The organism is Pedobacter sp. PF22-3, assembly GCF_026239555.1.
Lineage (GTDB): Bacteria > Bacteroidota > Bacteroidia > Sphingobacteriales > Sphingobacteriaceae > Pedobacter.
Window position 1 is genome coordinate 529,405 of record NZ_JAPIVP010000001.1, and the last position, 25,549, is coordinate 554,953.

Annotated in this window: 22 protein-coding genes; 11 read left to right on the forward strand and 11 right to left on the reverse strand. The window is 38.9% G+C overall.

Going from position 1 to position 25,549, the window contains the following annotated elements:
- Window positions 1-8: 8 nt before the first annotated feature.
- The 6 genes from OQX63_RS02175 (at window position 9) to OQX63_RS02200 (ending at window position 7,259) form a co-directional block, all read left to right on the forward strand.
- A complete protein-coding gene (locus tag OQX63_RS02175) occupies window positions 9-722 on the forward strand; it encodes a 3'-5' exonuclease (protein ID WP_265849255.1) in 714 nt (237 codons plus the stop codon).
- The gene (locus OQX63_RS02180) at window positions 722-982 is read left to right on the forward strand and encodes a hypothetical protein (RefSeq protein ID WP_265849256.1); all 261 of its coding nucleotides are present in this window, start codon (window positions 722-724) and stop codon (window positions 980-982) included. The genes OQX63_RS02175 and OQX63_RS02180 overlap by 1 nt, the downstream gene beginning before the upstream one ends.
- Window positions 982-2,688: an ABC transporter ATP-binding protein gene (locus OQX63_RS02185; RefSeq protein ID WP_265849257.1), complete on the forward strand. Its 1,707-nt coding sequence runs from the start codon at window positions 982-984 to the stop codon at window positions 2,686-2,688. Before OQX63_RS02180 ends, OQX63_RS02185 begins: the two co-directional genes overlap by 1 nt.
- A 3-nt stretch (window positions 2,689-2,691) precedes the next feature.
- A complete protein-coding gene (locus OQX63_RS02190; RefSeq protein ID WP_265849258.1) occupies window positions 2,692-3,729 on the forward strand; it encodes a sialidase family protein in 1,038 nt (345 codons plus the stop codon).
- A gap of 378 nt (window positions 3,730-4,107) precedes the next feature.
- Window positions 4,108-6,240, forward strand: coding sequence for a ribonuclease R (gene rnr / locus OQX63_RS02195; protein ID WP_265849259.1), 2,133 nt, complete (start codon window positions 4,108-4,110; stop codon window positions 6,238-6,240).
- Between the two features lie 44 nt (window positions 6,241-6,284).
- Window positions 6,285-7,259: a polyprenyl synthetase family protein gene (locus OQX63_RS02200; RefSeq protein WP_265849260.1), complete on the forward strand. Its 975-nt coding sequence runs from the start codon at window positions 6,285-6,287 to the stop codon at window positions 7,257-7,259.
- Window positions 7,260-7,350: 91 nt separating this feature from the next.
- Here OQX63_RS02200 and OQX63_RS02205 read toward each other — a convergent pair whose 3' ends face one another.
- The 3 genes from OQX63_RS02205 to rplU form a co-directional block, all read right to left on the reverse strand.
- Window positions 7,351-8,196 carry a hypothetical protein gene (locus OQX63_RS02205; RefSeq protein WP_265849261.1) on the reverse strand — a complete coding sequence of 282 codons (846 nt, stop codon included), beginning with the start codon at window positions 8,194-8,196 and terminating at the stop codon, window positions 7,351-7,353.
- Between the two features lie 289 nt (window positions 8,197-8,485).
- On the reverse strand, window positions 8,486-8,902 hold the full coding sequence (gene rpmA / locus OQX63_RS02210) for a 50S ribosomal protein L27 (protein WP_265849262.1): 417 nt from the start codon (window positions 8,900-8,902) through the stop codon (window positions 8,486-8,488).
- A 51-nt stretch (window positions 8,903-8,953) separates the two neighbouring features.
- The gene (rplU, locus tag OQX63_RS02215; RefSeq protein WP_039476071.1) at window positions 8,954-9,265 is read right to left on the reverse strand and encodes a 50S ribosomal protein L21; all 312 of its coding nucleotides are present in this window, start codon (window positions 9,263-9,265) and stop codon (window positions 8,954-8,956) included.
- Between the two features lie 774 nt (window positions 9,266-10,039).
- Here rplU and OQX63_RS02220 point away from each other — a divergent pair.
- Both OQX63_RS02220 and OQX63_RS02225 read left to right on the forward strand, forming a co-directional pair.
- The gene (locus OQX63_RS02220) at window positions 10,040-10,996 is read left to right on the forward strand and encodes a GLPGLI family protein (protein ID WP_265849263.1); all 957 of its coding nucleotides are present in this window, start codon (window positions 10,040-10,042) and stop codon (window positions 10,994-10,996) included.
- A complete protein-coding gene (locus OQX63_RS02225; RefSeq protein ID WP_265849264.1) occupies window positions 10,993-13,656 on the forward strand; it encodes a carboxypeptidase-like regulatory domain-containing protein in 2,664 nt (887 codons plus the stop codon). The genes OQX63_RS02220 and OQX63_RS02225 overlap by 4 nt, the downstream gene beginning before the upstream one ends.
- A 57-nt stretch (window positions 13,657-13,713) precedes the next feature.
- On the opposite strand, the gene OQX63_RS02230 is transcribed toward OQX63_RS02225, so the two are convergent.
- From OQX63_RS02230 to OQX63_RS02245, 4 genes are all read right to left on the reverse strand, one after another.
- On the reverse strand, window positions 13,714-15,216 hold the full coding sequence (locus tag OQX63_RS02230) for a M56 family metallopeptidase (protein WP_265849265.1): 1,503 nt from the start codon (window positions 15,214-15,216) through the stop codon (window positions 13,714-13,716).
- Window positions 15,217-15,221: 5 nt separating this feature from the next.
- On the reverse strand, window positions 15,222-15,584 hold the full coding sequence (locus OQX63_RS02235) for a BlaI/MecI/CopY family transcriptional regulator (protein ID WP_090987357.1): 363 nt from the start codon (window positions 15,582-15,584) through the stop codon (window positions 15,222-15,224).
- Between the two features lie 141 nt (window positions 15,585-15,725).
- The gene (locus OQX63_RS02240; RefSeq protein ID WP_265849266.1) at window positions 15,726-16,226 is read right to left on the reverse strand and encodes a hypothetical protein; all 501 of its coding nucleotides are present in this window, start codon (window positions 16,224-16,226) and stop codon (window positions 15,726-15,728) included.
- A gap of 97 nt (window positions 16,227-16,323) precedes the next feature.
- Complete coding sequence (locus tag OQX63_RS02245) at window positions 16,324-17,700, reverse strand: dicarboxylate/amino acid:cation symporter (RefSeq protein ID WP_265849267.1); 1,377 nt, start codon at window positions 17,698-17,700, stop codon at window positions 16,324-16,326.
- 159 nt (window positions 17,701-17,859) lie between these two features.
- Here OQX63_RS02245 and OQX63_RS02250 point away from each other — a divergent pair, with 159 nt between their 5' ends.
- The 3 genes from OQX63_RS02250 to OQX63_RS02260 all read left to right on the forward strand — a co-directional run bounded on the left by OQX63_RS02250 (window position 17,860) and on the right by OQX63_RS02260 (window position 19,612).
- Window positions 17,860-18,357 carry an RNA polymerase sigma factor gene (locus OQX63_RS02250; RefSeq protein WP_039476083.1) on the forward strand — a complete coding sequence of 166 codons (498 nt, stop codon included), beginning with the start codon at window positions 17,860-17,862 and terminating at the stop codon, window positions 18,355-18,357.
- Window positions 18,344-18,943 (forward strand): hypothetical protein, encoded by a 600-nt coding sequence (locus tag OQX63_RS02255; RefSeq protein ID WP_265849268.1) that lies wholly within the window; start codon window positions 18,344-18,346, stop codon window positions 18,941-18,943. The genes OQX63_RS02250 and OQX63_RS02255 overlap by 14 nt, the downstream gene beginning before the upstream one ends.
- A 108-nt stretch (window positions 18,944-19,051) precedes the next feature.
- The gene (locus OQX63_RS02260; protein WP_265849269.1) at window positions 19,052-19,612 is read left to right on the forward strand and encodes a DUF922 domain-containing protein; all 561 of its coding nucleotides are present in this window, start codon (window positions 19,052-19,054) and stop codon (window positions 19,610-19,612) included.
- Here the strand turns inward: OQX63_RS02260 and OQX63_RS02265 are convergent.
- The 4 genes from OQX63_RS02265 to trxB all read right to left on the reverse strand — a co-directional run bounded on the left by OQX63_RS02265 (window position 19,601) and on the right by trxB (window position 25,363).
- Window positions 19,601-19,972 carry a diacylglycerol kinase family protein gene (locus OQX63_RS02265; protein WP_265849270.1) on the reverse strand — a complete coding sequence of 124 codons (372 nt, stop codon included), beginning with the start codon at window positions 19,970-19,972 and terminating at the stop codon, window positions 19,601-19,603. The two genes, OQX63_RS02260 and OQX63_RS02265, sit on opposite strands and share 12 nt — an antisense overlap.
- A gap of 231 nt (window positions 19,973-20,203) precedes the next feature.
- Entirely contained in the window at window positions 20,204-20,800 is a 597-nt protein-coding gene (locus OQX63_RS02270) for a hypothetical protein (RefSeq protein WP_265849271.1), read from the reverse strand.
- 60 nt (window positions 20,801-20,860) lie between these two features.
- Window positions 20,861-22,771: a beta-N-acetylhexosaminidase gene (locus OQX63_RS02275; protein ID WP_265849272.1), complete on the reverse strand. Its 1,911-nt coding sequence runs from the start codon at window positions 22,769-22,771 to the stop codon at window positions 20,861-20,863.
- A 1,635-nt stretch (window positions 22,772-24,406) separates the two neighbouring features.
- Complete coding sequence (trxB, locus tag OQX63_RS02280; RefSeq protein ID WP_121284757.1) at window positions 24,407-25,363, reverse strand: thioredoxin-disulfide reductase; 957 nt, start codon at window positions 25,361-25,363, stop codon at window positions 24,407-24,409.
- Window positions 25,364-25,549: the final 186 nt, after the last annotated feature.

Genomic DNA, 25,549 nt, shown 5'->3' on the forward strand with positions numbered 1-25,549 from the left:
ATCTATTTATGCTAAAGGCTTTAGATCTCAATCAGGTAATGGTTATCGATATCGAAACTGTGCCCCAATATCCGTCTTTTCAGGATGTCCCACCTCATTTTCAAGAACTTTGGGAACAAAAAACGCAATATCAACGCAGCAGCGACCAAAGCGCAGAAGACTTTTACGAACGTGCAGGTGTGATGGCCGAATTTGGTAAAATTATTTGCATCAGCCTCGGCATTTTCTACACGGAAGAAAAAACGAATAAATTACGAATCAAATCCTTTTCGGGCCATGATGAACACGAAATACTTTCACAATTTTCTGCACTGATTAATAAACAAACCCCTAACCTGATGTTCTGCGCGCATAATGGAAAAGAATTTGATTTTCCTTACCTGTGCCGTAGGCTTTTGATCAACCGGATAGAAATTCCTCTACAATTGCAATTATCCGGCAAAAAACCCTGGGAAGTGAACCATATTGATACGATGGAACTCTGGAAATTTGGCGACTATAAAAATTTCACCTCGCTTAATCTGCTAGCCACCATTCTGGATATTCCGACACCAAAAGATGACATTAACGGCAGTCAGGTAAAACAGGTATATTATGAAGAGAAAAATCTCCCCCGCATTGTTACTTATTGCCAGAAAGATGTAATTACTACTGCACAGGTACTGTTAAAATTCAAAGAGATGGATGTAATTCCGGAAGAAAATATTACCATTGTACCCTGATGGCTGAATTAAAAATAATTATTCCAGAATATACTATAGAAAAAGGTACTGTTTCTATTTGGGAAGATGGATTTGTAATTAAAAGTGCGATTCTAAATGACCAGATTGTAATCTCTGCGAACCAGGCAGGGTTGATTTCTTTAGCAAAAAAATTGCTTTTTTTGTCACAAAACGAAACTCCTCTCGGTTGCCATTATCATTTGGATGAACATAATAGTTTAGAGTTAGGCTCAAAAGAAATTGTCATTAATAAAATTTAATGTTAAACGTTGAAAATTTAAATATCGATTTCTACATCCAGGAAGATAAAAGCTGGTTCAATGCGGTTAAAAAAATCAGCTTTAATGTAAAGAAAGGCACCATTTTAGGCATTGTAGGCGAATCGGGCTCTGGCAAATCGGTTACTTCATTTTCAATTATGCGTTTACATGATGAAGGCTTTGCAAAAATCACCGGAGATATTGAATTTGAAGATATCAGCCTGCTTAATTTGGATGCTAACGAAATCAGGCACATCAGGGGAAATCAGATTTCGATGATTTTTCAGGAACCGATGACCTCCCTAAATCCTGTTTTTACTTGCGGCGATCAGGTAGCCGAAGCCATTATTCTCCATCAAAAGGTAGATAAAGCCGAAGCAAAAAAGCAGACTATTGCCTTATTTAACGAAGTTCAGCTTCCAAGGCCCGAAAAAATATTTGACAGTTATCCGCATCAGATTTCAGGCGGACAAAAACAGCGGGTGATGATTGCTATGGCTTTAAGTTGCAATCCTAAACTCCTCATTGCCGACGAGCCTACAACTGCCTTGGATGTAACCGTTCAGAAAACCATCCTGCAATTGCTCCTTAAGCTCAAAACAGAGCGTAACATGGCCATGATCTTTATCTCGCACGATTTAGGTGTGGTAAACGAAATTGCTGACGAAGTTGCCGTGATGTACAAAGGTGAAATTGTAGAACAAGGCCTGGCAAAATCGGTGTTCGAAAACCCACAACATCCTTACACCAAAGGTTTACTGGCCTGCAGGCCCTCACCCACCTTACAATTAAAAAAATTACCTGTTGTAGCCGATTTTTTAAATAACGAAACTGGAGATATGCCTGCCTATTTAATGGCTGCAAACCTATTAACAGCAACTGAAATCGAACAAAGAAGACAAACATTGTATCAGCAAAAACCATTGCTGCAAATTAAAGACCTCTGCACCTGGTACCCCATTAGTAATGGATTATTCGGTAAAACTACCGATTATGTTAAAGCGGTAGACGGAATTAATTTTGAGGTTTTTCCAGGTGAAACCCTTGGCCTCGTAGGAGAATCAGGTTGCGGAAAAACCACGCTTGGGCGTAGTATCCTGAGGTTAATTCAGCCAACATCTGGTTCCATTATATTTAATGGGCAAGACATTACACATCTGGGCAAAAACGAATTGCGGAAGCTCAGAAAAGATATCCAGATCATTTTTCAGGATCCTTATGCTTCGCTAAATCCAAAACTGAGCATTGGTCAATCTATATTGGAGCCCTTGCAGGTGCATGGGCTGTATCAAAATGATGCCGAGCGCAAACAAAAAGTAGTAGAACTTTTAGATAAGGTTGGTTTAAAAGCTGAACATTTTAACCGTTATCCACACGAGTTTAGCGGCGGCCAGCGGCAGCGCGTGGTCATTGCCAGGGCTTTGGCCTTACAGCCTAAATTTATCATTTGCGATGAATCTGTATCTGCGCTCGATGTATCTGTACAGGCACAGGTGCTCAACCTCATCAGGTCATTACAGGAAGAGTTTGGCCTTACTTATATTTTCATTTCACATGATCTGGCGGTAATTAAGCATATTTCCGACCGTATTTTGGTGATGAATAAAGGCAAAATTGAAGAAGAAGGTTTTCCAGAAGAATTATTTAACGCCCCTAAGGCCGAATATACCCAAAAACTGATTGCCGCCATCCCCGGTCACCAATAAATTATGCGAATTCTACTTCCCATTATTATCATACTATCCTTTTTATCAAATACTTACGCGCAAAAAATTGAAATTTTACAGTCTAACCCCATTTTTAAACAAGTACCTTTCGAAGCCTGTCATGCTTCAACACTGGTTGATCTTGGAAATGGAAAAATTATGGCAGCCTGGTTTGGTGGCAAACACGAAGGGAGCAAAGATGTGGTCATCTGGTCGGCAGTAAAAAACGGGACAAACTGGAGCCAACCTGTCGAAATTGCCAATGGGATACAAAATGACACCAGCCGTTTAGCCTGCTGGAATCCGGTGCTTTTTAAAGCAAAAAACGGCACTTTATTTTTACATTACAAAGTGGGGCTAAATCCCCGTACGTGGTGGGCAGAATATAAAACATCTGTTAACAATGGTAAAAGCTGGTCTAAAGCTAGAAAACTACCTGATGATTTTTTGGGTCCCATTAAAAACAAACCCATTCAATTGGCAAACGGAACCATCCTTTACCCTTCAAGTACCGAAAGTCAGGATGAAAAAACCTGGAATATCCACATTGAAAAATCGGATGCGAATGGTAAAAACTGGAGAAAAATCAAGATCAACTGCGATACCTTTGGGGTTATCCAGCCATCCATCCTCATTCATCCCCAAGGAAAATTGCAATTGCTCTGCAGAAGCCGCCAAAATGTAATTGTAGAAAGCTGGTCTGTTGATCATGGCGAAACCTGGTCAAAGCTTAAGCCTACCCAATTGCCTAACCCCAACTCCGGCAGTGATGCGGTAACCTTAAAAGATGGCAGGCAATTGCTTGTTTACAATCCATTAACAGCAGGCAAAAACTGGTGGGAAGGCCGCTCGGTATTAAAGCTGGCCATATCAACCGATGGCGAAAACTGGACAGATATTTATACCCTCGAAAACCATTTGAAAGGAGAATACAGCTATCCAGCCATTATTCAGGACCAAAATGGAAACATCCATATCAGCTACACCGCAGAACGGACGAAAATTATTTACATGGAGATCAGGTTAGTCCATAGTCCATAGTCCATAGTCCATAGTCCATAGTCCATAAGATGGAATAAAGTTTAGAAATGAGGTTTAATTTGGAATATTATTTATTGGCCCATGTTAATCTCTGATCTTCAATAGCAATTTCCGCTAACTCGCCCTGGCAATCCACGATGAGCTATTAAACCATCAACATGCAACCCTGTTTGCTATACCAATAAACCAATGACCAATAAACGATAAACCATCTTACCGCTCACATCTCAACACCCATATCCTGTGTCTCCCCGCTCAGTTCTCACATCTCAGGTCTCATATCTCAGGTCTCATATCTCACATCTAGAATACATTTTACACGCCAAATCCTGCCACTTCTCTATCTTTTCTGTATCTTCGGTAAATTCAGTTTAGCATATGGCAAAGAAAAAATCGGCAAATATTAAATTGGTTCTGAATCAATTGGTTAGTGATATTTTTGAAAAAAACAATAATCAACTCCTCAATTACAAACAGGTTTCGTCAAAATTAAACCTAAACGATCAGGAATCAAGAGAAACGATTTTAGAGATATTAAAAGAAGGAAAAAACAACGGAATTTTCTTAGAACCCGAGAAAGGTAAATTTAAACTTAAAGAACTGCAGAATTTCATTATTGGCACGGTAGATATGACTGCCGATGGATCGGCTTATATCGTGCCCGAAGATGAGTTTGAAAAAGATATTTTTGTTGCACCCCGCAAACTTAAAAATGCGCTGCACGGCGATACCGTAAAAGCTTATGTGTTTGCCAAAAAGAGCGGACGTAAAAATGATGGCGAGGTAATTGAAATCATTAAAAGGGCAAAATCAGACTTTACAGGGGTGATTAAAATTTCAGACCGTTTTGCCTTTGTAATTGCCGACGACAAAAAAATGATGCACGATATTTTTGTGCCATTGGCCGATACGCATGGTGCAAAAAGCGGTCAAAGGGTATTGGTAACGTTATCCGATTGGCCTGAAAGTGCCAAAAATCCAATAGGTATTGTAAAACACGTGCTGGGCAACCAGGGTGAAAACAATACCGAAATGAATGCCATTCTGGCTCAGTATGGTTTTCCACTTGAGTTTCCCCCTCAGGTAGAAAGAGAAGCCAATGCTATTCCGGAAGAAATTCCTGCCGCTGAAATTGCGAAACGAAAAGATTTTAGACAGGTATTAACCTTTACCATCGATCCGGCAGATGCCAAAGATTTTGACGATGCCATCTCTTACCAAAAACTGCCTAACGGAAACTATGAAATCGGGGTTCACATTGCCGATGTTTCACACTATGTTATTCAGGGAAGTGAACTCGATAAAGAGGCTTACAGCAGGGCAACCTCTGTTTACCTGGTTGATCGCGTCATTCCGATGCTGCCAGAACGCTTAAGTAACGGTGTATGCTCACTTCGTCCGCATGAAGATAAATTATGCTTTGCTGCTGTTTTTGAGCTTGATGAGCAGGCAAATATTCAAAACGAATGGTATGGCCGTACCGTAATCCACTCTGACCGCCGATTCACCTACGAAGAGGCCCAGGAAGTGATTGAAAATAAAACCGGCGACTATGCACCTGAAATACAAAAACTGAATGAGCTGGCTTACATCTTGCGCGACCGCAAGTTTAAAAACGGTGCCATCAGCTTTGAAAGTACAGAAGTTAAATTTAAACTCGATGAAGCGGGTAAACCTATAGGCGTTTACGTTAAAGAACGCAAAGATGCCCACAAATTGATTGAAGATTATATGCTTTTGGCCAACCGCAAAGTGGCTGAATTTATTGCTAAAAAAGTGAAGGGCAAAAATAAATTGACCTTCGTTTACCGTGTGCACGATTCGCCAAACATGGAAACCCTGAATACCTTTGCCAATTTTGCTTCCCGTTTTGGTTATAAAATCAATACTAAATCCGATAAGGAAATTGCAAAATCGCTCAACCATTTAATGGCAGATGTAGAGGGTAAAAAAGAGCAGAATATTTTAACCTCGCTGGCCATCCGCTCTATGGCCAAAGCCATCTACACCACTAAAAAAACCAGTCATTATGGTTTGGCTTTCGAATATTATACCCACTTTACCTCACCGATCCGCCGTTACCCGGATGTAATGGTTCACCGTTTACTCCAAACCTATTTAGATGGCGGCAAATCGGCTGATATGGAGTTTTATGAAGTTGCTTCAGTACATTCTTCGGCGATGGAAAAACGGGCTGCAGATGCAGAAAGAGCTTCAATAAAGTACAAACAGGCAGAATATTTAGAAAACAATATCGGTACCGAATACAAAGGCATTATTTCAGGTGTTACTGAATGGGGCATGTATGTAGAAATTGAAGAGAATAAATGCGAAGGTATGATTCGTTTACGCGATATATCTGACGATTTTTACGTACTTGATGAGAAAAACTACTGCATTGTTGGACAAAGAAAAAAGAAAAAATATCAACTGGGAGATGAAGTAATGATCCGGGTAAAAAAAGTTGACCTTTCTAAACGTCAGATCGATTTCACCCTAATTCCTGATTAAAAAATCAAGACATTTGTGCCAGAAACACAATGTTTAAACAAAACATGCAGACTACAGAACAATTACAGCAGATTTTAAATAACGCAATACAAAATTTAAATTTACCAGGTTTCCCTAAGCAACTTTATGATCCAATCAGCTATATCATTAACCTTGGTGGCAAACGTGTAAGACCCCTATTGGTGCTAATGGCTACCGAATTGTTTGGTAAAGATGCCAACGAATCTGTTCATGCTGCCATGGCGATTGAAATTTTCCATAATTTCACTTTGGTACACGATGATATCATGGATAATGCACCATTGCGCAGAGGCCAGGCAACGGTACACGAAAAGTGGAGTACCAATGTGGCTATTTTAAGTGGCGATGTGATGATGGTAGAAGCCAATAAAAACCTGGCAAAGGTAAATCCGGCTCTCCTGAAAGATGCACTGGATACTTTTAATGCTACTGCACAGGGTGTTTGCGAAGGGCAGCAGCTTGATATGGAATTTGAAAAACGTGATGATGTAAGTATTGAAGAGTACATCAACATGATCAGACTTAAAACAGCAGTATTATTAGGTGGTGCGCTGAAGTTGGGCGCTATTATTGCCAGTGCATCTGCAAAAGATGCAGATTTGATTGAACAATTTGGAGAAAACATTGGCATTGCCTTTCAATTGCATGATGATATTTTAGATGTATATGCTGATCCTGAAAAGTTTGGCAAACAGGTTGGCGGCGATATTATTGCCAATAAAAAAACTTTCTTACTGTTGAAAGCACTTGAACTTGCAGAAGGCGATAATAAAACTGCTTTAAAAACCTGGACCGCTTCTAAAGCCTTTAATGCACAAGAAAAAGTAAAAAGCGTAAGGGCTATTTACGATACATTAAATATACAGCAGATTGCGAAAGAACACATGAACCATTACCGTGATAAAGCTTTAGCCTTATTTGCGCAGATAAATGTGAGTGATGAAAGAAAAGCCGACCTGTTAACACTTACCAACCAATTAATGGACAGGGAGTATTAAGGTATTCGTCATTTCGAGCGAAGCGCAACGAAGCCGAGAAATCTATATCAAAGGATTTTCCATTTCGCTGCGCTTCAGTAAAAGACGTACTTCAAATATCTCCCAAGCCTTTAGCTAACTTATATTTAATCCAAAAATCAGCTGATTTAGTAGAATATTCAGCTCCTGACATTGGTCTTTGACCGCCACCCCCCATTCTTCCTCCGCCGCCCATACCACCGTGGCCACCGCCCCCCATACCTCCAGCTCCCATTCCACCTCTGCCGCCTGATCTTCCACCACTTCTGTTTCCTCCTTCAGGGGAAGCTTCTCTTTTAAACCCAGATTTACCTGGTTCGTTAATTTTGATATTATAAACAATGGGCTTTTTAAAATTCAGGCCCACCTGTAACTGTGCCAATGGAATGCTTAACTCATAAATCAGATCTCTGTTGGGATGAATGCTCATACCTGTTTCAATACCGTCCTGATTAATTGCTGGCAATTCGCCATCAGCAATATTTTTAAAACCTGAAACCCTAATGCTTTTATTCGTAGCAGCCAAATCATGTATTTCTTGATCAGATGATAAAGCATGATGCACTTCCCCATCTTTTGGCATGGGCGGCCTTTCCATGAGCGGAAAGATCAACTTCATGCCATCTTTCTTTTTACCTTCAGTATTAATATTTAAAGTGATCCCTCCCCTTAGTACACTAAAAGTAGTTTGCGGGTCTAATGATTCTATTATAATATAGAGGTTTTTATCATCGTTGGCCAGGGCAAAAGCCAGTTTGGTAGCATCGTTATACTGGTTGAGCGGTTCATTCCATTCGTTCGATATACCATCGGCCTTAAATGGTTTTACCATGCGAATATTTTCTTCTATCTCCTGCGCATACAAAAAATGGCCAGAAATAAGTGACAGAATTAGCAATGATATTTTCTTCAGATTCATTTGTATTAATTTTTAAATCAATACCCAAATCTAATGCACCGAAATGTTAATTTATGTTATTTAACAGGGTTTAACATACTAGTCTGGAGTTGGATAGCCTGGATTCCAAAGTTAGTTAACAAAATCCCCCTTATTTCCTGAGGGTAGTCGAAGTACCGATACTTAGTTTTGAGTCGGGAGTTTGACTGTTAGCATAAATAAACATTGTAAAAAGTTTAACCAAAAGCGTATTAAACAAAAAAGGTCCTGATTTGCATCAGAACCTTCCTTATATTTTGTTTCGTACTAATTATTCTGCAGCTGCAGCTTCTTCAGTCGCTTCGTCTTTTTTAGCTGCTTTTTTAGCAGGTGCTTTTTTAGCAGGTGTTGCTTCAACTTCAGCTACAACTTCTCTCTTTGCAGTTGCTTTTTTAGCAGCTGGTTTAGCCATTGCTGCTTCGATCTCCGCATCAGTGATAGGAAGAATAGAAACATATGATTTGTTATCTTGTTTCTTTTTGAAAACAACAGTACCATCAACTAAAGCAAATAAAGTATGGTCTTTACCAATACCCACGCCTTTATCAGGATGGTGTTTTGTACCACGTTGACGTACTAAAATGTTTCCTGCGATAGCTAACTGACCACCGAAAACTTTAATACCTAAACGCTTACTATGCGATTCACGTCCGTTTTTCGAACTACCGGCTCCTTTTTTGTGTGCCATGATTTTATATTTTGTAACCCGCTAAAAGCGGATTATTGGGTTAACAATTAATTATAACGTGATGTCAGAGATCTGAATCTTAGTGAAAAACTGGCGGTGACCGTTTTTCTTTTTGTAACCTTTTCTACGTTTCTTGTGGAAAACGATTACTTTATCACCTTTCAAATGAGATACGATCTTAGCTGAAACTTTAGCACCTTTAACTGCAGGAGCACCTACAGTAATTGCACCACCGTTATCAACCAACAATACATTATCAAATTCAATACTAGCGCCTTCATCTCCTTGTAATCTGTGTACAAAAAGGTGCTGGTCTTTAGCAACTTTAAATTGCTGCCCTGCTATATTTACTATTGCGTACATTGTTTAAATATTAGTTTTTTAATTTTTATTTAACGAGGTGCAAATATAGAACAAATTCAATTAACACACAAACACATATCAAAAATATTTTTAACTAAAATCATACGCGATCAGGATTTTGAGTATTTAAAGAGTTCAGGATCGATTTAATTACATTTTTAGAAAAGCATTGTTCGATAAATAACGTGGGATAAAATAAAAAAAACCTCCATTTTTAGGTTGCCAAGTGCAGTACCTCTTGTTCCTAAACCTGATCCGATGGCTATCGAATGAGCGGAATAGCCCGGAGCGTAGCGAGGACTATAAGCGAAAGCGGGACTACACACCGCCAAGAACCACAAGCCGTTTATTTCCAAAACTTACAAAATATTTATCATGTACCATTTAACTTCATGGCAGATCCTTCTACACTGTTCAAGATAAGATAATTTCCTCGGTTGCAGGTCGCAGAAACCATTGTTCCTAAACCTGATTGGAGCGAACACGAAGTGCAACGAAGTAAAGCGTAAAGCAGGACTAAAGCCAGCCAAGAACCACAAGCCGTTCATTTCCAAAACTTAACGATGCATCTTTGCAAATAAAATACATTCCCCCCATTATCCATCATCCATTTTACATCTTCCATTACCCATCATCCATTTTACATCTTACATTTTACATTTTCCATCTACCATTTACATCTCCCACCTTCTCTCCGTTAAAAAATGTTAAAGTATTTTTTTATTACGAATATTTCGTAGATTTACGAAAATTAAATAGAAACAACTCAATATCATGAAACGAATTTTAACTACCTGTTTGGCTACGGCCATTTTATTTTCGGCAAAGGCCCAAGAATCAGATAAAGCGTTGGCCAGGGTGCGCTATACTTTAACGCACGTAACCGACACTACACAAAGAGATAAACCTAAAGTGGAAAATATGCTTCTGGTAACCGGTAAAAATGCATCGGTGTTTACCAGTTACGATAAGCTGAACCAGGCACAAAACATGCAAAAACAGATACAGGAACAGATGAAAAACCAAATAGGCAATGGCAACGTAAAAATTGAAGTCAAAAGCGAAACAAAAGTCCCCCTTACCCAGGAAGACTATTTCTTTTTTGCAAATGAGCATAAAATGATTACCAAAGAACGCATTTTTAATAATTACTTAGTTGAAGAACCTGCAGCAACGATTGACTGGAAAATTTTAAAAGATACGATGAGTTTTTCTGGAGTTGCCTGCCAAAAAGCAACTGCACATTTTAAAGGACGTATCTGGATAGCCTGGTTTGCTACCGAGATTCCGTTTCAAAGTGGTCCATGGAAATTAAATGGCTTACCTGGTTTAATTATAGAAGCTTACGATGATAAAAAGGAAGTAAAATTTGAATTTGCCGGAATTGAAAATGTAAAGGAAGCAAATGCTACAGACAATGCCGATGGGGAGGTTAAAATTGCAGCCCCAAGTGGCGGAGTGAGTTCGGTAAAAATTATGGGCATGGATATCAGCACAAGCTACCTTGGGCCTGAAATTAAGTTACCTGCCAATGCGATAAAAACCACCCGCAAAGAACTTGATAAACTTAAAGCCGCCCGTGATAAAGACCCGCAAGGTTTTATGCAGGCACAAATGGCTGCAAACGGTATGCAAGGCGCGTTCAAAAACAACCAGCCCCCACGTCCTTCAGGCACGAATGCAGCTAAAGCCGAAATTAACAACCCAATAGAAATTGAAGATAAAAAATGAAAAAACTCATTTTAACATGTTGGCTCTTGCTGGCAGCTTTTTCTATTTTTGCCCAAAGGCCTCCACTTAAAGGCTTGGTAAAAGATGCCAGTGGTAAGGGTATTGAATCAGTTAACGTAACGCTAAAAGATGCTGAAGGTAATATCATCAATTTTACCCGGACCAATAAAAATGGTGCTTTTACCATCGCACTCAAAAACGATCAGATTGCAGGTTACAAAATTGAAACTTCGAGCATTGGTTTTAAAAAGCTGATTACCATGGTAACCGATGCCACTAAAAGTTACGACCTGATTTTACAATCCAGCGAAACCATGCTGGAAACGGTAACCGTTAAAAACAGGCCTTCATTAAACGCCAGGGGCGATACTTTAAATTACCGAACTGCTGACTTTGCTGATAAGCAAGACAGAAGTATTGGTGATGTATTGAAAAAAATGCCTGGTGTTGAAGTGGCCGAAGACGGCAAAATCAGCTACAACGGAAAATCGATATCTAACCTTTATGTGGATGGCGACAATTTATTGGATGATAAATACAATATAGGTACTAAAAGCATCCCCCATGGGGCAGTTGATAAGGTGCAGGTCATTCAAAACGATCAACCCATTAAAATGATGCGTAAAAATAACATGAGCGATGATGTTGCCCTAAACCTGGTGATTAAAGATGAAGCTCAGCTTAAAGTTTTGGGCGATGCCACTGTCGGCGCCGGCGCTCCAAATCGATTTGACGAAAACCTAACAGCCATGTTGTTTAATAAAAAGCTAAAGTTTATTAACAACATAAAAGGAAACAATATTGGCATTGATCCTGGTGGAGACCTTATTGCACACAATTTTTCTGATTATGCAAAAAAACTGGATAACGGTAAACCCAACGCACTGCTTTCTACAGGCGCTGCCGGAGTACCTTCCTTACCACAAAGCAGATATCTTTTTAATAAAGCTGGTTTAATTAATCTGAACAACTTATACAAATTCAATCCTGACCTTCAGTTGAGGGCAAATATTTCCTATTTATATGATCAGCGACGTCAGGAATACAATAAATTTTCAGAAACTTATCTTCCCGGGCAAACCATACGCTATGCTGAAACGCAGCGCAATGCCATTAATCCACAAAAACTAAGGGCGCAGTTTAATCTAAACGGCAATGCGGAGCAATACTATTTGAACAATAACCTGGTATTGGAATATACACCGTTTAAAACCACATCGGATTTTGTAATTAACAATGTAGCGGCCAACCAGGTGCTTAAACAGGAAACCTTCGACTTGTCGAACGAATTTAATTACCGCAAAAAGTTAAAATCGGAGGATGTGATTAACCTTTACTCCTATTTAAACCACACCACCCAACCCGAAACCCTGAATATTATGCCCGGCCTAAATGCCGATGTTTTGAATAATGGAAATAGCTATCTCGGTTTAACACAATTTATCAAATTGCCAACCTGGTATACGAATAATTATGTATCATTCGCTTTTGTAAAAAACAATTTCGTACAAACCTATAAAGCAGGATTTAACGTACAACAGCAACAGCTTAATTCGGAACTTTTCCGCACGCAAAACAACCTACAAACTGAGTCTGTTACAGGTAATACAGTTAACAGCCTTGACTGGCTTAAAACCAAAATTTATACTGAAGCTACTTACGAGTATAACAACGATAAGTTAAAGGCCAGCTTAAGTTTGCCGTTAAGCTACAACCACATCAACTACAATGATGTACTTAATCAGTTGGACAACAGCATAAATAAACTATTCATAAATCCTTTGTTTAATGTGAAATACCAAACCAGTACCGAAAATTATGTAACGGCGAATTATAGTTTCAGAAACGATCTGGGTGGTATAAGTGATATTTATAGGGGTACGATTTTAAAAAATTACCGCTCACTGTTTTCGAACGATGCACCAATTGCTGAATCCAAAACGCATAACGTGGGAGCCGGTTTTAATTTTAGAAAAGCCATGCAAATGTTATTTGCCAACTTAATGGCAAATTACAGCGATACTCAGCTGAATACGATTGAGGCCTACAACCTCAACAGCAACATTCAGCAGAAAATTGTTCTGCCGCTTAATAACCATATCCGTAACCTTTCTTTGGCCGCAAACGCAAGCAAATATCTGTTTACCTTAAAAAGTACGGTAAATGCCGGTGTAAGTTTTGCTCAAAGCAAATACAGTCAGCTGCAGAACAATGAACTTTTACCATTTAACACACAAACCATGAGTTACAAAGTTGGTATTGAAGCTAAGCTGACCAACTTCATTAACTGGTCGTACGCTGCTAATTTGGCCATTACCGAAAATAAAGCCATGGTAGCCGATGGGATAAAAACAAATTTTAAACAATTGAGGCAACAATCTGCTTTAGCTATCACCACAGTTAAAAACCTGTATTTGAATTTATCTGCAGAGCACCTTTTAACCCGGCAATCATCACAGCCTGATTTGAAATACCTTTTTGCGGATGCCAACATGCGCTATAAATGGTTAAAGATGAAGACTGATATCGAATTTGGAATCACCAACCTTACAAATATTAAAAGCTTTGATGCAATTTACCTCTCAGCCAACTCCTTAACTACCGGAACTTATGATATCCCCGGACGAGTGGCCATGCTGAAGGCCACATTTAATTTTTAATAATTCAACTGCAAATTTGTCAACTTTCTTACGCCCTTGCCATTAAAGTTGACAAATTTAATTTGCCGAAGGCTTGGTATTTATCTGAATAGATTCTCCTTTTTTATCCATTCTCAACTCCATAATCATATTGGGATTCAATTGATCAAGTGCTGCTTTACTCATCTTATTTCCGTTCAGATAATAACTCATGCTGGTAACTGAAGATTCTTTTATTGCTGGTTTATCTTTTAATGTCTCGCTTTTTTCTTTCGTGTTGATATTAGATTTTATAACAAAAACAGCTTTAACTTTTTTTCCCTTTATACCAGCTATATCCACAAAGCCTCCGTTTGCCTGTTCAGCAAGCATAATCTGCTCAATGCTCTCATTAGCCGGAACTGAGTCTGTGAAGTTAAATTGTTTAACAAAAACTCTTTTGTTTGAACTGCCATCTGGTTTAAAATCAAATTTAAAGTTTTCAGCCATTTTTTTCTTTACTTCAACCACTTGATGTTGTACAGAATCTCCATTCTTAACCACCATTTTCAAAACAAGCGTTATTTTGTGTGCCTTATCTATCTTTTTAATCAATGGTTGGGCTGCCTTTCCCTTATTTCTGGTATCTACAATGGTTTTGGCCTGCATAACAGGTTCACGCTCTTTGTTCGGCATAACATGATTCACCATTTTGGTCAATGGAACCAAACTTTTCTGCACAGCTTTTCTATCGATGGTAAAAGCAAGGGTAATGCACAGCAAAATCGGTAAAGCAAGCAGATAGCGTGTTAAATTTACTTTTGATGAGCGTTTAGCATTCATCATCTTGATCCTTTTCTTAAGATCAGACAAGTTGAAATTATTGACAATAGCCACTGAAGGCTGTAAAGTACCTACATCAAGCAAACTGTACTGATAGGCTTTTTTATCAATTCCCTTCCTTAAAATACGGGCATCGGTAATAAACTCAATATTTTCGCGTACGGCCTTTTTCATCAGCCAAACACCAGGATTAAACCAATAAAAAACAACACAAATTTCAGCCAGAATAATATCAAGCGTATGCCATTGCGCTACATGTACTTGCTCATGCGCCAATATATTGGGCAGATCTTCCTGCTTATGCAAGCCTGGATTAATATAAATGGTTTGCCAGAAACTGAAGGGGCTTACTTTATCTGCTAAAATTCTTACCGGATACTGATTTAACTTATCGGGCGAAGAATTTTGATGCATGCGGTACAAAGAAATAAACTGCACCATTAACCGCAACGCCATTAACACCACGCCAATGTAAAAGAATAGGTAAAGTATTTGCCAAAATACCGGAACCGCATCTTGTTTGATCAACTGACTTACCTGTTGGTTTAAGCCGGGAACAAATGCTGGTACAGATTTATGGCTGGCCAACAGACTGGTTAGGTTAATAAAAGGATAAGCAGAAGAAAAAATAATTCCAAATAAAAGAAACATCCTGTTAATGGAGTAGAAAGTTAACCTCCGCAGCACCAGGTAATAGGTAGCCGAAAACAAAATCAGTACCAGGTTAATTTTCAATAAAATGAGAAAGAAATGTGGCATAGCCTTTACTTTTCAGGGTGCTCTATTAAATTTATAATCTCTTTAAGTTCTTCGGCACTTATCTTTTTATCCTTGGCAAAAAAAGCAACGAGCTCTTTATACGAACTTTGAAAATAATTATTGACAAAACCGCTCATAAAACGCTTTTTATATTCAATCTCTTTAACCTTAGCACTATAGCGGTTGGCATTGGCAAAACGCTCACTTACCAGGTATCCTTTACGTTCCAGGTTTTTAATAGTCGATGCCAAAGTGGTATATGGCGGTTTAGGCTCGGGCAGCACATCCATAAAATCTTTGATAAAGCCTTTTCCAACTTGCCAAACAGCCAGCATCGCTTCTTCTTCCTGCAATGTTAATTTTTCCATATTTACGAATCTATCGTAAATATACGAAAACATCCTAAATAAAAAAGACCTTAATCTGCTTAGATAAAGGCCTTTTCCTATAATAATGAGTATTTTATTCCCGGTAAATCCGACTCAGGGCTCCCGACTATGGACTTCAGACTATTTCCCGCTTCTTTTTTCAGCCTGTAAAAGCGTTTGATCTATAACTTTACGCATTTGTACGGCAGCATCCAATAATTTTGGATTACCATCAAAATCGCCGTAAATCACTACATGTTTTGCTTTCTCCTTGTATTTGAACAAAATATCATAACGTGGCACAGCCATTGATTTTTTACTTTTCTTACCTATGGTATCTGGAAAATTCCAGAGTCCGATTTCATTGGCTTTGCCGTGCATGTAAAGAATATCGTCGTTCTTTAAAAATATTTTTTTCTTGATTACCGAATCTGCCCCGTTTACATACTGATAATCGCCAGTAGCCGAATTATAGTGATTTTCCAGCGTATCTTTAATGCCCCATTTGTACTCCATTGATACAAAATCCTTTTTCCGGAACGGTGCATTCTGAATAATCGGTTTATAATAGATATAACAATAAATGATCATCGGTACGATAATCGTAATGGCTAAGAATATTTTTTTTCCTCTACTTGACACTTGATGTTGAATTATTGAATGAATATTTAATTACTGAATGAGAGAATTGTTGAATGATTGAATGAAACAATAAGACTGAAGACTACCGACTTTAGACTTATGACTCCTTAAGCTCCCCTTCCCATTTACTGACCACGGCAGTAGCAATACTGTTACCCACCACATTAGTTGCTGAACGGCCCATATCCAGTAATGGATCAATACCAATTAACAGCGCCAAACCTGCTTCAGGAATATTAAAACTGGCAATAGTACCGGCAATAACCACCAAAGATGCTCTTGGCACACCCGCAATCCCCTTACTGGTTAACATCAGGATTAACAGCATTGAAATTTGCTGCTCAAAACTTAAATGAATGCCATAAGCCTGTGCAATAAAAAGCGAGGCGAAGGTCATATACATCATCGATCCATCTAAATTGAACGAATAACCCAATGGCAGCACAAAACTTACAATTTTATCTTTACAACCGAAACGTTCTAACAGCATCATTGTTTTTGGATAGGCTGCTTCACTGCTTGCTGTACTAAAAGCCAAAAGTGCAGGCTCTTTCATATCGTTTACCAAACGGAAAATACGTTTTTTGAGGATCAGGAAGCCTAAGAAGATCAATAATCCCCACAAAATGATTAAACCAAAGTAGAATTCACCAATAAAAATGGCATAGGTATTCAGCACACTTAAACCTTGCTTGGCAATAATGGCCGTCATGGCGCCAAACACAGCAAGTGGTGCAAAATTCATTACATAACCCGTCATCTTTAAGATTACGTGTGCAATGGCATCAAAAGCTTTAATTACAATAGCTCCTGCAGGACCAATTGCCGCCGTTGCCACGCCAAAGAATAAGGAGAAAACTACAATTTGAAGGATTTCATTGTTAGCCATCGATTCGGCAATACTTTTTGGAAACACATGTGCAATAAAATCTTTCACGCTCATGGCTGCTTTCTGTATCCCGGTATCAACCAGATGATCGGGCAGTGATAATTTCATGTGCTTGCCAGGCTCAAATAAATTCACCAGAATCATTCCTAACACCAGCGACATTAACGACATGGTTAAAAACCAACCCAACGTTTTGCCACCAATACGGCCAACCGCTTTAATATCGCCTACTTTCGCAACACCTACAACCAGCGTGGTAAATACCAGTGGGGCAACAATCATTTTAATCAGACGCAGAAAAATATCACTCAACAGGGTAAAAAACTCTAGTTTTTTCTCCCGTATGGTTTCATTTTCTTTTTTGATTTTAGCGGCAGCTTTTTTGTCTACTTTAAGCTGGCTATAAACTGCGCTCGTCGTATCAGTCGATTTTGCAATGTTTACTTCTATACTTTTAACTTTTGCATCGGCATTCAGGATATTCTGATTGTAAACATTGATAGCATTTACGTTCAAAATATAGCCCAATGCAATCCCTGCAATCAGCGCGATAAAAATAAAAAGCGTGAGTTTGTTTTTCTTCATGAATAAAAAAAGTTTGTGGCAACTTAATTCGGTAAAACTACGATATTTACAGCTTGTAACAAATTTTGATCTCAGGAGGCATCAAAAATATATTATTTTGAAATCCTCATGTAACAAAAAATGTGTATCAACATCTAAAACGCAACGACAAACTCCTAAATGGAACAAAAAGACAAGTTATTTAAGCAGATCTTCGATTCGAATTCCAAAAAAATATTCCATTTATGTTATGGTTATACCGGCGATACCGACGCTGCAAATGATCTTTTACAGGAAACTTTTTTAAAGGTCTGGCAAAATCTGGATAAGTTCCGCAACAAATCTTTGATTTCAACGTGGATTTATCGCATTGCTGTAAATACCTGTTTAACTTACCTGAGATCCGAAAAAAGACAGGCAAAAGACGAATTAACAGATAACATTATTGAAAATAAGGTAGAAGAATTTTCAGAGAAAAACGAACAGGTAGCCCTGCTTTATAAATGTATTTCTAAACTGGAAGAGAATGACCGTTTAATTATTACCATGGTACTTGATGAGCTTCCATACCACGAAATTGCTGATATTTCAGGTATCAGCGAAGGCAATTTAAGGGTAAAAATTCATCGTATTAAACAAAAATTAACAGAATTATATAGCCAGTATGCAAGCGTTTGATCAAATACAGGAGTTGTGGCAAAAACACGAGGTAGAAGTTAAGGTTTCTGCTGATGAGATGTTGCAACAAGCGAAGAAAGAAGTAAATGGATTAAAGCTGAAATCGGCCTTAAACATTGGAGGTATGCTGCTGTCTTTCATCGCCATTGCCGCATTATGGATATTCTTTCACTTCGAATCGTGGACGACACATGTAGGGATTAGCATTACACTTATCGCCATTGGCGTTTACACTTTAATACTTTACCGCGATTACCGTCTAATTTCGAAAAATGATTTCACCGCTCATCCTAACGAGTTTTTAAACAACTTAAAAACTTATCAGTTAAATCGTTATAAACTTTACAATACCCTTTACTGGTTTTACGCTATTGCCCTTTCTTTGGGCCTGGGATTTTATTTTGTAGAAATAATGGCACGCTTTAACAACGCACAAAAAGTAATTGCCGTAGGTTTAACAGCGATGTGGATCATCTTTTGCTCAACCATTTTACGTAAAGCTGTAATTAAAAGGGAAAAAGAGAGAGTTGCCTTGCTGATTGAAAAATTTGAGCGCATTAGTGCACAGATTTCAACTCCGCAGTAATTTTAGGCACGGTTTTTTCGTTGTAAAATTCGACACACAAAATCCTGATGATTTGACTGCTGAAAGGCAACAAAAACCAGGATCAGATACCGTTGAAAAATTATGCTATTGAAAAAACTAATCATACCGATATTATTGCTGCTGCCTTTTTCTTTTGGTTTTAAACAGGATTTTACCCAGCCTATACAACTCAATTGGGAAACTTATTTTAAAGGCAAAGCCGATGAACGTTCGCCATTTATTGCATTAACAGCAATGACCTGGGAGTACAGCTATAACAGTACCGTGTATCGAAACCGCGTAGTCATCGATCTTAAAAACGAAGTTCGTATTGACAAAAACCGTTCCTGGGTAAAGTGGGATAAAATTAAAGATCCCAATGTCAGGGCGAGTTTACTGCACCACGAACAGGGACACGTAAACATTCAGTATATTCTGCTTTCTGAAGCAGAAAGAGTACTAAAAAACCGCAATTACTCAGTTAGCAATTATAAAGCGCAGATAGCCGAACTGGCCAACCAGATCAGTACTTATTTTGATACCATGCAACGTAATTACGACGAAGAAACTGAGCATGGCAGCAACCATAAAATGCAAGCCCGCTGGGATCAGATTATCGAAGATAAAATGGAGGAATCGAAAACAGCCACACTGGCGCTACAAAAATAATTTTGGTATAAATATAATGGCGCCTACGGCTAAAGCTAAAAACGCAGCAACCAAAACCGCAGCAGCTGCCAGATCTTTTACTATTTTAATTTTAGGATGAAAATCTGGTGACACCACATCAGCCAGTTTTTCGATGGCTGAATTTAAAATTTCGGCGACGATAACGGCAGAAATAACACCTAAAATGGCAATCCACTCTAAAGCAGAAAGCTTTAGGTAAAAGGAAAGAGCAATAGCAACAATGGCTGCAAAAAGATGGACTCTGCCATTATGATCGAGAATAAAAAACAGTTTTAAGCCATGAAAAGCATATTTAAAACTTTTAATACGATCTATAATAGAAAATTTTTCGTTGTTCATTTTCATATATGGTCAATAGGGAAAGATCTTTCGACTACGCTACCATTGACAGATTCCAATAGACTTGTCGTCATCTCGACCGCAGCAACGCGAAGCGGAGAGATCTAACCAGCAAAACTTAAACAAAAATCATCGTCCCGACAAGAGTAATGTGAAGTGAAGAAATCCTATCTTAGAAAAGATTTCTCGACTACGTTGCACTTCGCTCGAAATGACAGATACGTGCAGGCCCTACTTCACCTCACTCGTCGAAAAACTATTACCATTTAACCTGTATTGATAAGTTTTGGTCACCGTTTTAGTACTATCTGCACTATCCTTTACAGGAAACGAGCGAAACAAATCGCCATTTTTAATAAAAAACTTATCTTTACCCGCATAACCTTTCTTTTGATTTGCGCTTAAAGAAGGAAAACTGATTTTATTAAAATCGCCACCTGCGTATTCAAAGACATTCAGATCAGAAACATTTTTTTTGCTCAACAACTGAATGTATAATTCTGGATTTCCGTCGTTATCTAAATCCATGTTCCAGGCATCGGTGATAACACCTTTACGATCAATAGCTGCTGACCGGTAATGATTGCGAATCGAATCGGACATTAAAATCTGGTACCCACCTATCGAATCCACTCCTTTTCCCCAACTTACAATTTCGAAATTTAGTCCGGGTTTTACCTCGATATCTTTATAAAAAGGGAAAGGATTTTTTATGACTTTAACTGGGGCTGTAGCAACTGCTTTAGGTTTATCTTCGGTGCATGCCAAACAAAACAGCATCCCTGTAATGCATAAGAGATGCTGTAATGTATATTTTTGTAGTTTCATTTTAATAAGGGACGTTTGGTTGTCCCAAATTAAGGATTTTAGCCTATCAAAGCAATTATTTTATTTCTTCGCCTCTACTGAAACCTCAGGGGCACCATTATTTAAAACCGTTTCGGTAGTTACACTTCTTCTACCGCTTGGGGCAATAACAATAGTCTTTAAAACCCTCTTCTCTCCTTTCGGAACAGTAATTTTTACCGGACCAGTATATAAAAAAGCATTTTCTGAAGGGCGTGATAAATCAATTGAATAATAGATTTTAGCACCTTTTACCGGTACTTTCAAATCGATTGTAAAATCGCCACCGGTTAAATTTTTATCGCTCAGGCCAATTGGAGTGGGCACCCAATAGTTAACATTCATTTTATCTAAACGGGCCAAATGTACAGGTAAACGTTCCTCGCTAAAGTTTTTTAAATCTTTACGTTCAACCGGCGACCATGCAATTTCTGCTAAAGCCAGAATACGCGGATAAGCATGGTTTTCTGCTTTTTCAGGGGTCTTAATATATTCAGTCCACATATTGGCCTGTACACCTTTAATATATTTTCGCTGATCGGCATTTAATACTTTTGGAATAGGATCGTAAGCATATATTTTCTGATATGGTGCGAAACCACCAATGGTAACCGGCTCATCAGGAGAATTAGATTGTTTGTGATCGATATACAAACCCATCGAACCAGGCGTCATAATCACATCATGATTTTGCTGTGCTGCAGCAATACCGCCATCTTCACCTCTCCAGCTCATTACTGTAGCATTTGGAGCTAAACCACCTTCTAAAATCTCATCCCATCCAATGATAGACCGGCCTTTAGCATTTACATGTTTTTCTATCGTCTGGATAAAATAACTTTGCAATTCATGCTCATCTTTGAGGCCTTTTTCTTTCATGAGTGCCTGGCAAAACGGCGATTCTTTCCAATAGGTTTTAGGCGCTTCGTCGCCACCAATATGAATATATTTTGAAGGGAAAATGGCAATCACCTCGTCAAGAATATTATTTAACATCGTAAAAGTATTGGCTGATGGCACGAAGATATCATCAAAAACACCCCAGGTTTGCTGCACCTGTTTGCCTTTTCTGCTACCCGCCCAAGGCGTTTTATCGCTTATAAAAGTATCACGGTCAGGGAAACAGCTTAATTCGGGATATGAAGCAATAGCAGCAGAAGCATGGCCAGGTAATTCGATTTCAGGGATTACCGTAATGTATTTAGCAGCGGCATATTTAACAATTTCTTTAGCTTCATCCTGAGTATAAAAACCTTTTACCGGTGTAAGATAATTTCCGTTACCCGGATAATTACCAATGATAGTACCATTACGCGATGAACCAATTTCGGTTAGTTTAGGGTATTTTTTTATTTCTAATCTCCAGCCCTGATCATCAGTTAAATGCCAGTGAAAAGTATTAATTTTATAATAAGCCAACTGATCGATGTATTTTTTGATAAAAGAGATCGGAAAGAAATGACGGCTTACGTCAAGCATTGTACCACGATAAGCAAAACGTGGATAGTCATTAATATTAACTGCAGGGATGGTAATTTTGTCGGCAACTTTATCTGGCATCATTTGCATAGCCGATTGAACCGCATAAAACAACCCCGCGCCTTTTCCTGTTAAAACGACCTGTTTTGGTGTAACTTTAATGGTGTAACCTTCGGCTGGTAACTGATCCGCGCCAATTGATGTTAAAATAATAGCCTTTTGGTTAGGCTGGGTAATTTTAGTTTCACGTAAAGCAAACCCTGCCTTGGTCACAATGAAAGCATTTAATAAATCGGTCATCTTCGCACCTTCAATGCTTTGATTGACTAAAACTGTGGTTTTATCTAATTCGAAATTTCCGCTTGTCCTCGTAATGGATACCGGAGCAGGTATGATCCCGAGATTAGGATCACGCTGCGCAAATACACTTGAACTGATTAATACTCCAATAAAAACAGATAATGCTTTGTTCATTTTTTGTGTTGATTTTATAGCTTAAACTAATTATTTGAACCAAGATAGAGATTATGGAGAAATTACAAATCCCACATTCTTGTTACAATCCAGATCAAGCGTTTGATTGGCATTGCAAAAGGCATATAAATTTTAATTTCAAAGGTCGTCATTCCAACGGAGTGCATCGAAGCCGAGAACCCGAAGGCTCAGCGAAGCTAAATCTATATCGTGGAGCTTTTAGCGAGTAGATCTCTCCATTTCACTTACGTTCCAGTATAGATAACGCTACTTTTTTTTAGAAATCAGGTACAGCAGCATTTGGGTTAAGATAGTCCCGCTCCCGCTTCTGCCAATTTGAAGGAAATTGGCATCCCGCTCCGATCGGGTTTAGGTGGCATGGCCAGTAAGACGATTTAGGGTTGCAAAGCGAAGAAATACTGTGTATTTAATTATGCATTGGGTTTTACGGCACTATCCTGCGTGTCTAAACCTGATCGCAGCGAACACGGAGTGCAACGGAGTAAAGCAAAGAGCAGGAACAAACCTTCCTATGAACACACAGGTTTTGCTTTCCAAATCAAAAAACTTTGAAATTATTTTTAAGGAAAGCAGTTTGGTAGCGTTTAGGCTGTTCAGTCCCGCTTTCACTTACAGTCCTCGCTGTGCTGTGGGCTATTCCGCTCAGATCCGGGTTTAGGTGGCACGGCCAGTAAGACGATTTAGAGTTGCAAAGCGAAGAAATAATGTGTCTTTAAATATGCATTGGGTTTTACGGCACTACCCTGCGTGTCTAAACCTGATCGCAGCGAACACGGAGTGCAACGGAGTAAAGCAAAGAGCAGGAACAAACCTTCCTATGCACACACAGGTTTTGCTTTCCAAATCAAAAAAACTTTGAAATTATTTTTCGGAAAGCAGTTTGGTAGCGTTTAGGCTGTTCAGTCCCGCTTTCGCTTACAGTCTGCACTGTGGGCTATTCTGCATAGATCCGGGTTTAGATGGCATGGCCAGTAAGACGATTTAGGGCTGCAAAGCGAATAAATACTGTGTCTTTAAATATGCATTGGGTTTTACGGCACTACCCTGCGTGTCTAAACCTGATCGCAGCGAGCACGGAGTGCAACGGAGTAAAGCAAAGAGCAGGAACAAACCTTCCTATGCACACACAGGTTTTGCTTTCCAAATCAAAAAAACTTTGAAATTATTTTTCGGAAAGCAGTTTGGTAGCGTTTAGGTCGCTTCAGTTTCGCTTACAGTCCTCGCTGCGCTGTAGGCTATTCCGCTCAGATCCGGGTTTAGGTGGCTAGGCCGGTTATACTATTTGGGGTTTGTAAGTTGCAAAAGAAGCATTATGGCATAATGCTATTAAGCCCCTGATAACAGCAGAAAACGGTGTATCTAAACCTGATTGTAATGGAAAGCACGCAAACGAGGTACGAGTGCCGACTTGAAATGTAAAGCAGGAATAACTTTAAAACGCACTACTGCCGTTGCTTTCCAAAAAAATGGAGGTTTTATAAAATAAGATTTGCTTTAATAGATCCTCGATTACGTTACACCCGATAGCTATCTGGTTCGCTCGAGATGCCGATTTCGACAAAAAAGAGAAACCATTACTGATTTCTCTTTTACAAATTGATATTAAAAAATCAATTAAGCTTCTACGGGATGTTCTTTAGCTGCTAAATATCTTTCGGCATCAAGTGCAGCCATACAACCAGAACCTGCAGCGGTTACCGCCTGTCTGTAATACATATCCTGCACATCGCCACACGCAAAAACACCCTCGATATTGGTTAAGGTAGAGCCTGGCTTAGTGGTTAAATAACCGGTTTCATCCATATCCAACTGTCCTTTAAAAATATCAGTGTTCGGTTTATGACCAATAGCCACAAAGAAACCTTCAACGGCAATATCAGATTCTACACCTGTTTTGTTATTTAAAACTTTAACCGCCGTTACATTTTTACCGTTACCTAAAATTTCCTGTGTTTCTGTATTGTAATGCACCACAATATTTGGAGTTGCCAATACGCGGCTAACCATCGCCTTAGAAGCCCTGAATTCGTCGCGGCGAACCAATAAATGCACCGTTTTACAAAGTTTTGCTAAGTAAGTTGCTTCTTCGGCAGCGGTATCACCGGCACCTACAATGGCCACATCCTGACCTTTAAAGAAGAAACCATCACAAACGGCGCAGGCAGAAACGCCAAAGCCATTGTATTGTTGCTCACTAGGCAAACCCAACCATTTTGCAGTGGCACCAGTTGCAATAATTACAGTATCAGCAGTAATGGTTTTAATTTCATCAACCACCACTTTATGAGGTGTTGAAGAAAAATCTACGGAGCTTACATAACCGAAGCGGATATCAGTTCCAAAACGTTCGGCTTGTTTACGGAAATCTTCCATCATTTCCGGCCCCATAATTCCTTGCGGGTAGCCAGGGAAATTTTCTACATCTGTAGTTTGCGTAAGCTGTCCGCCAGCCTGCATACCGGTATACATGATTGGTTTTAAATCAGCTCTGGCAGCATAAATTGCAGCAGTATAACCTGCAGGACCAGAACCTATAATTAAACACTGAACGTGTTCGTTTTCTTGTGACATTATATAATAAGTTTGAAATTCATTAATCGTAGCGCAAATTTAATGCTTTAAATAATTGTTAACAAGCGCACATTGTCAACATAGTTTACTTATTAACAGTAGAGGGCGTGGAGCAAGGTGCATCGCGTTTGCGAAAAGCGGCTACTTCACCCTAAATAGTTTTGCTTTTTAGATCCAATAGTTGTT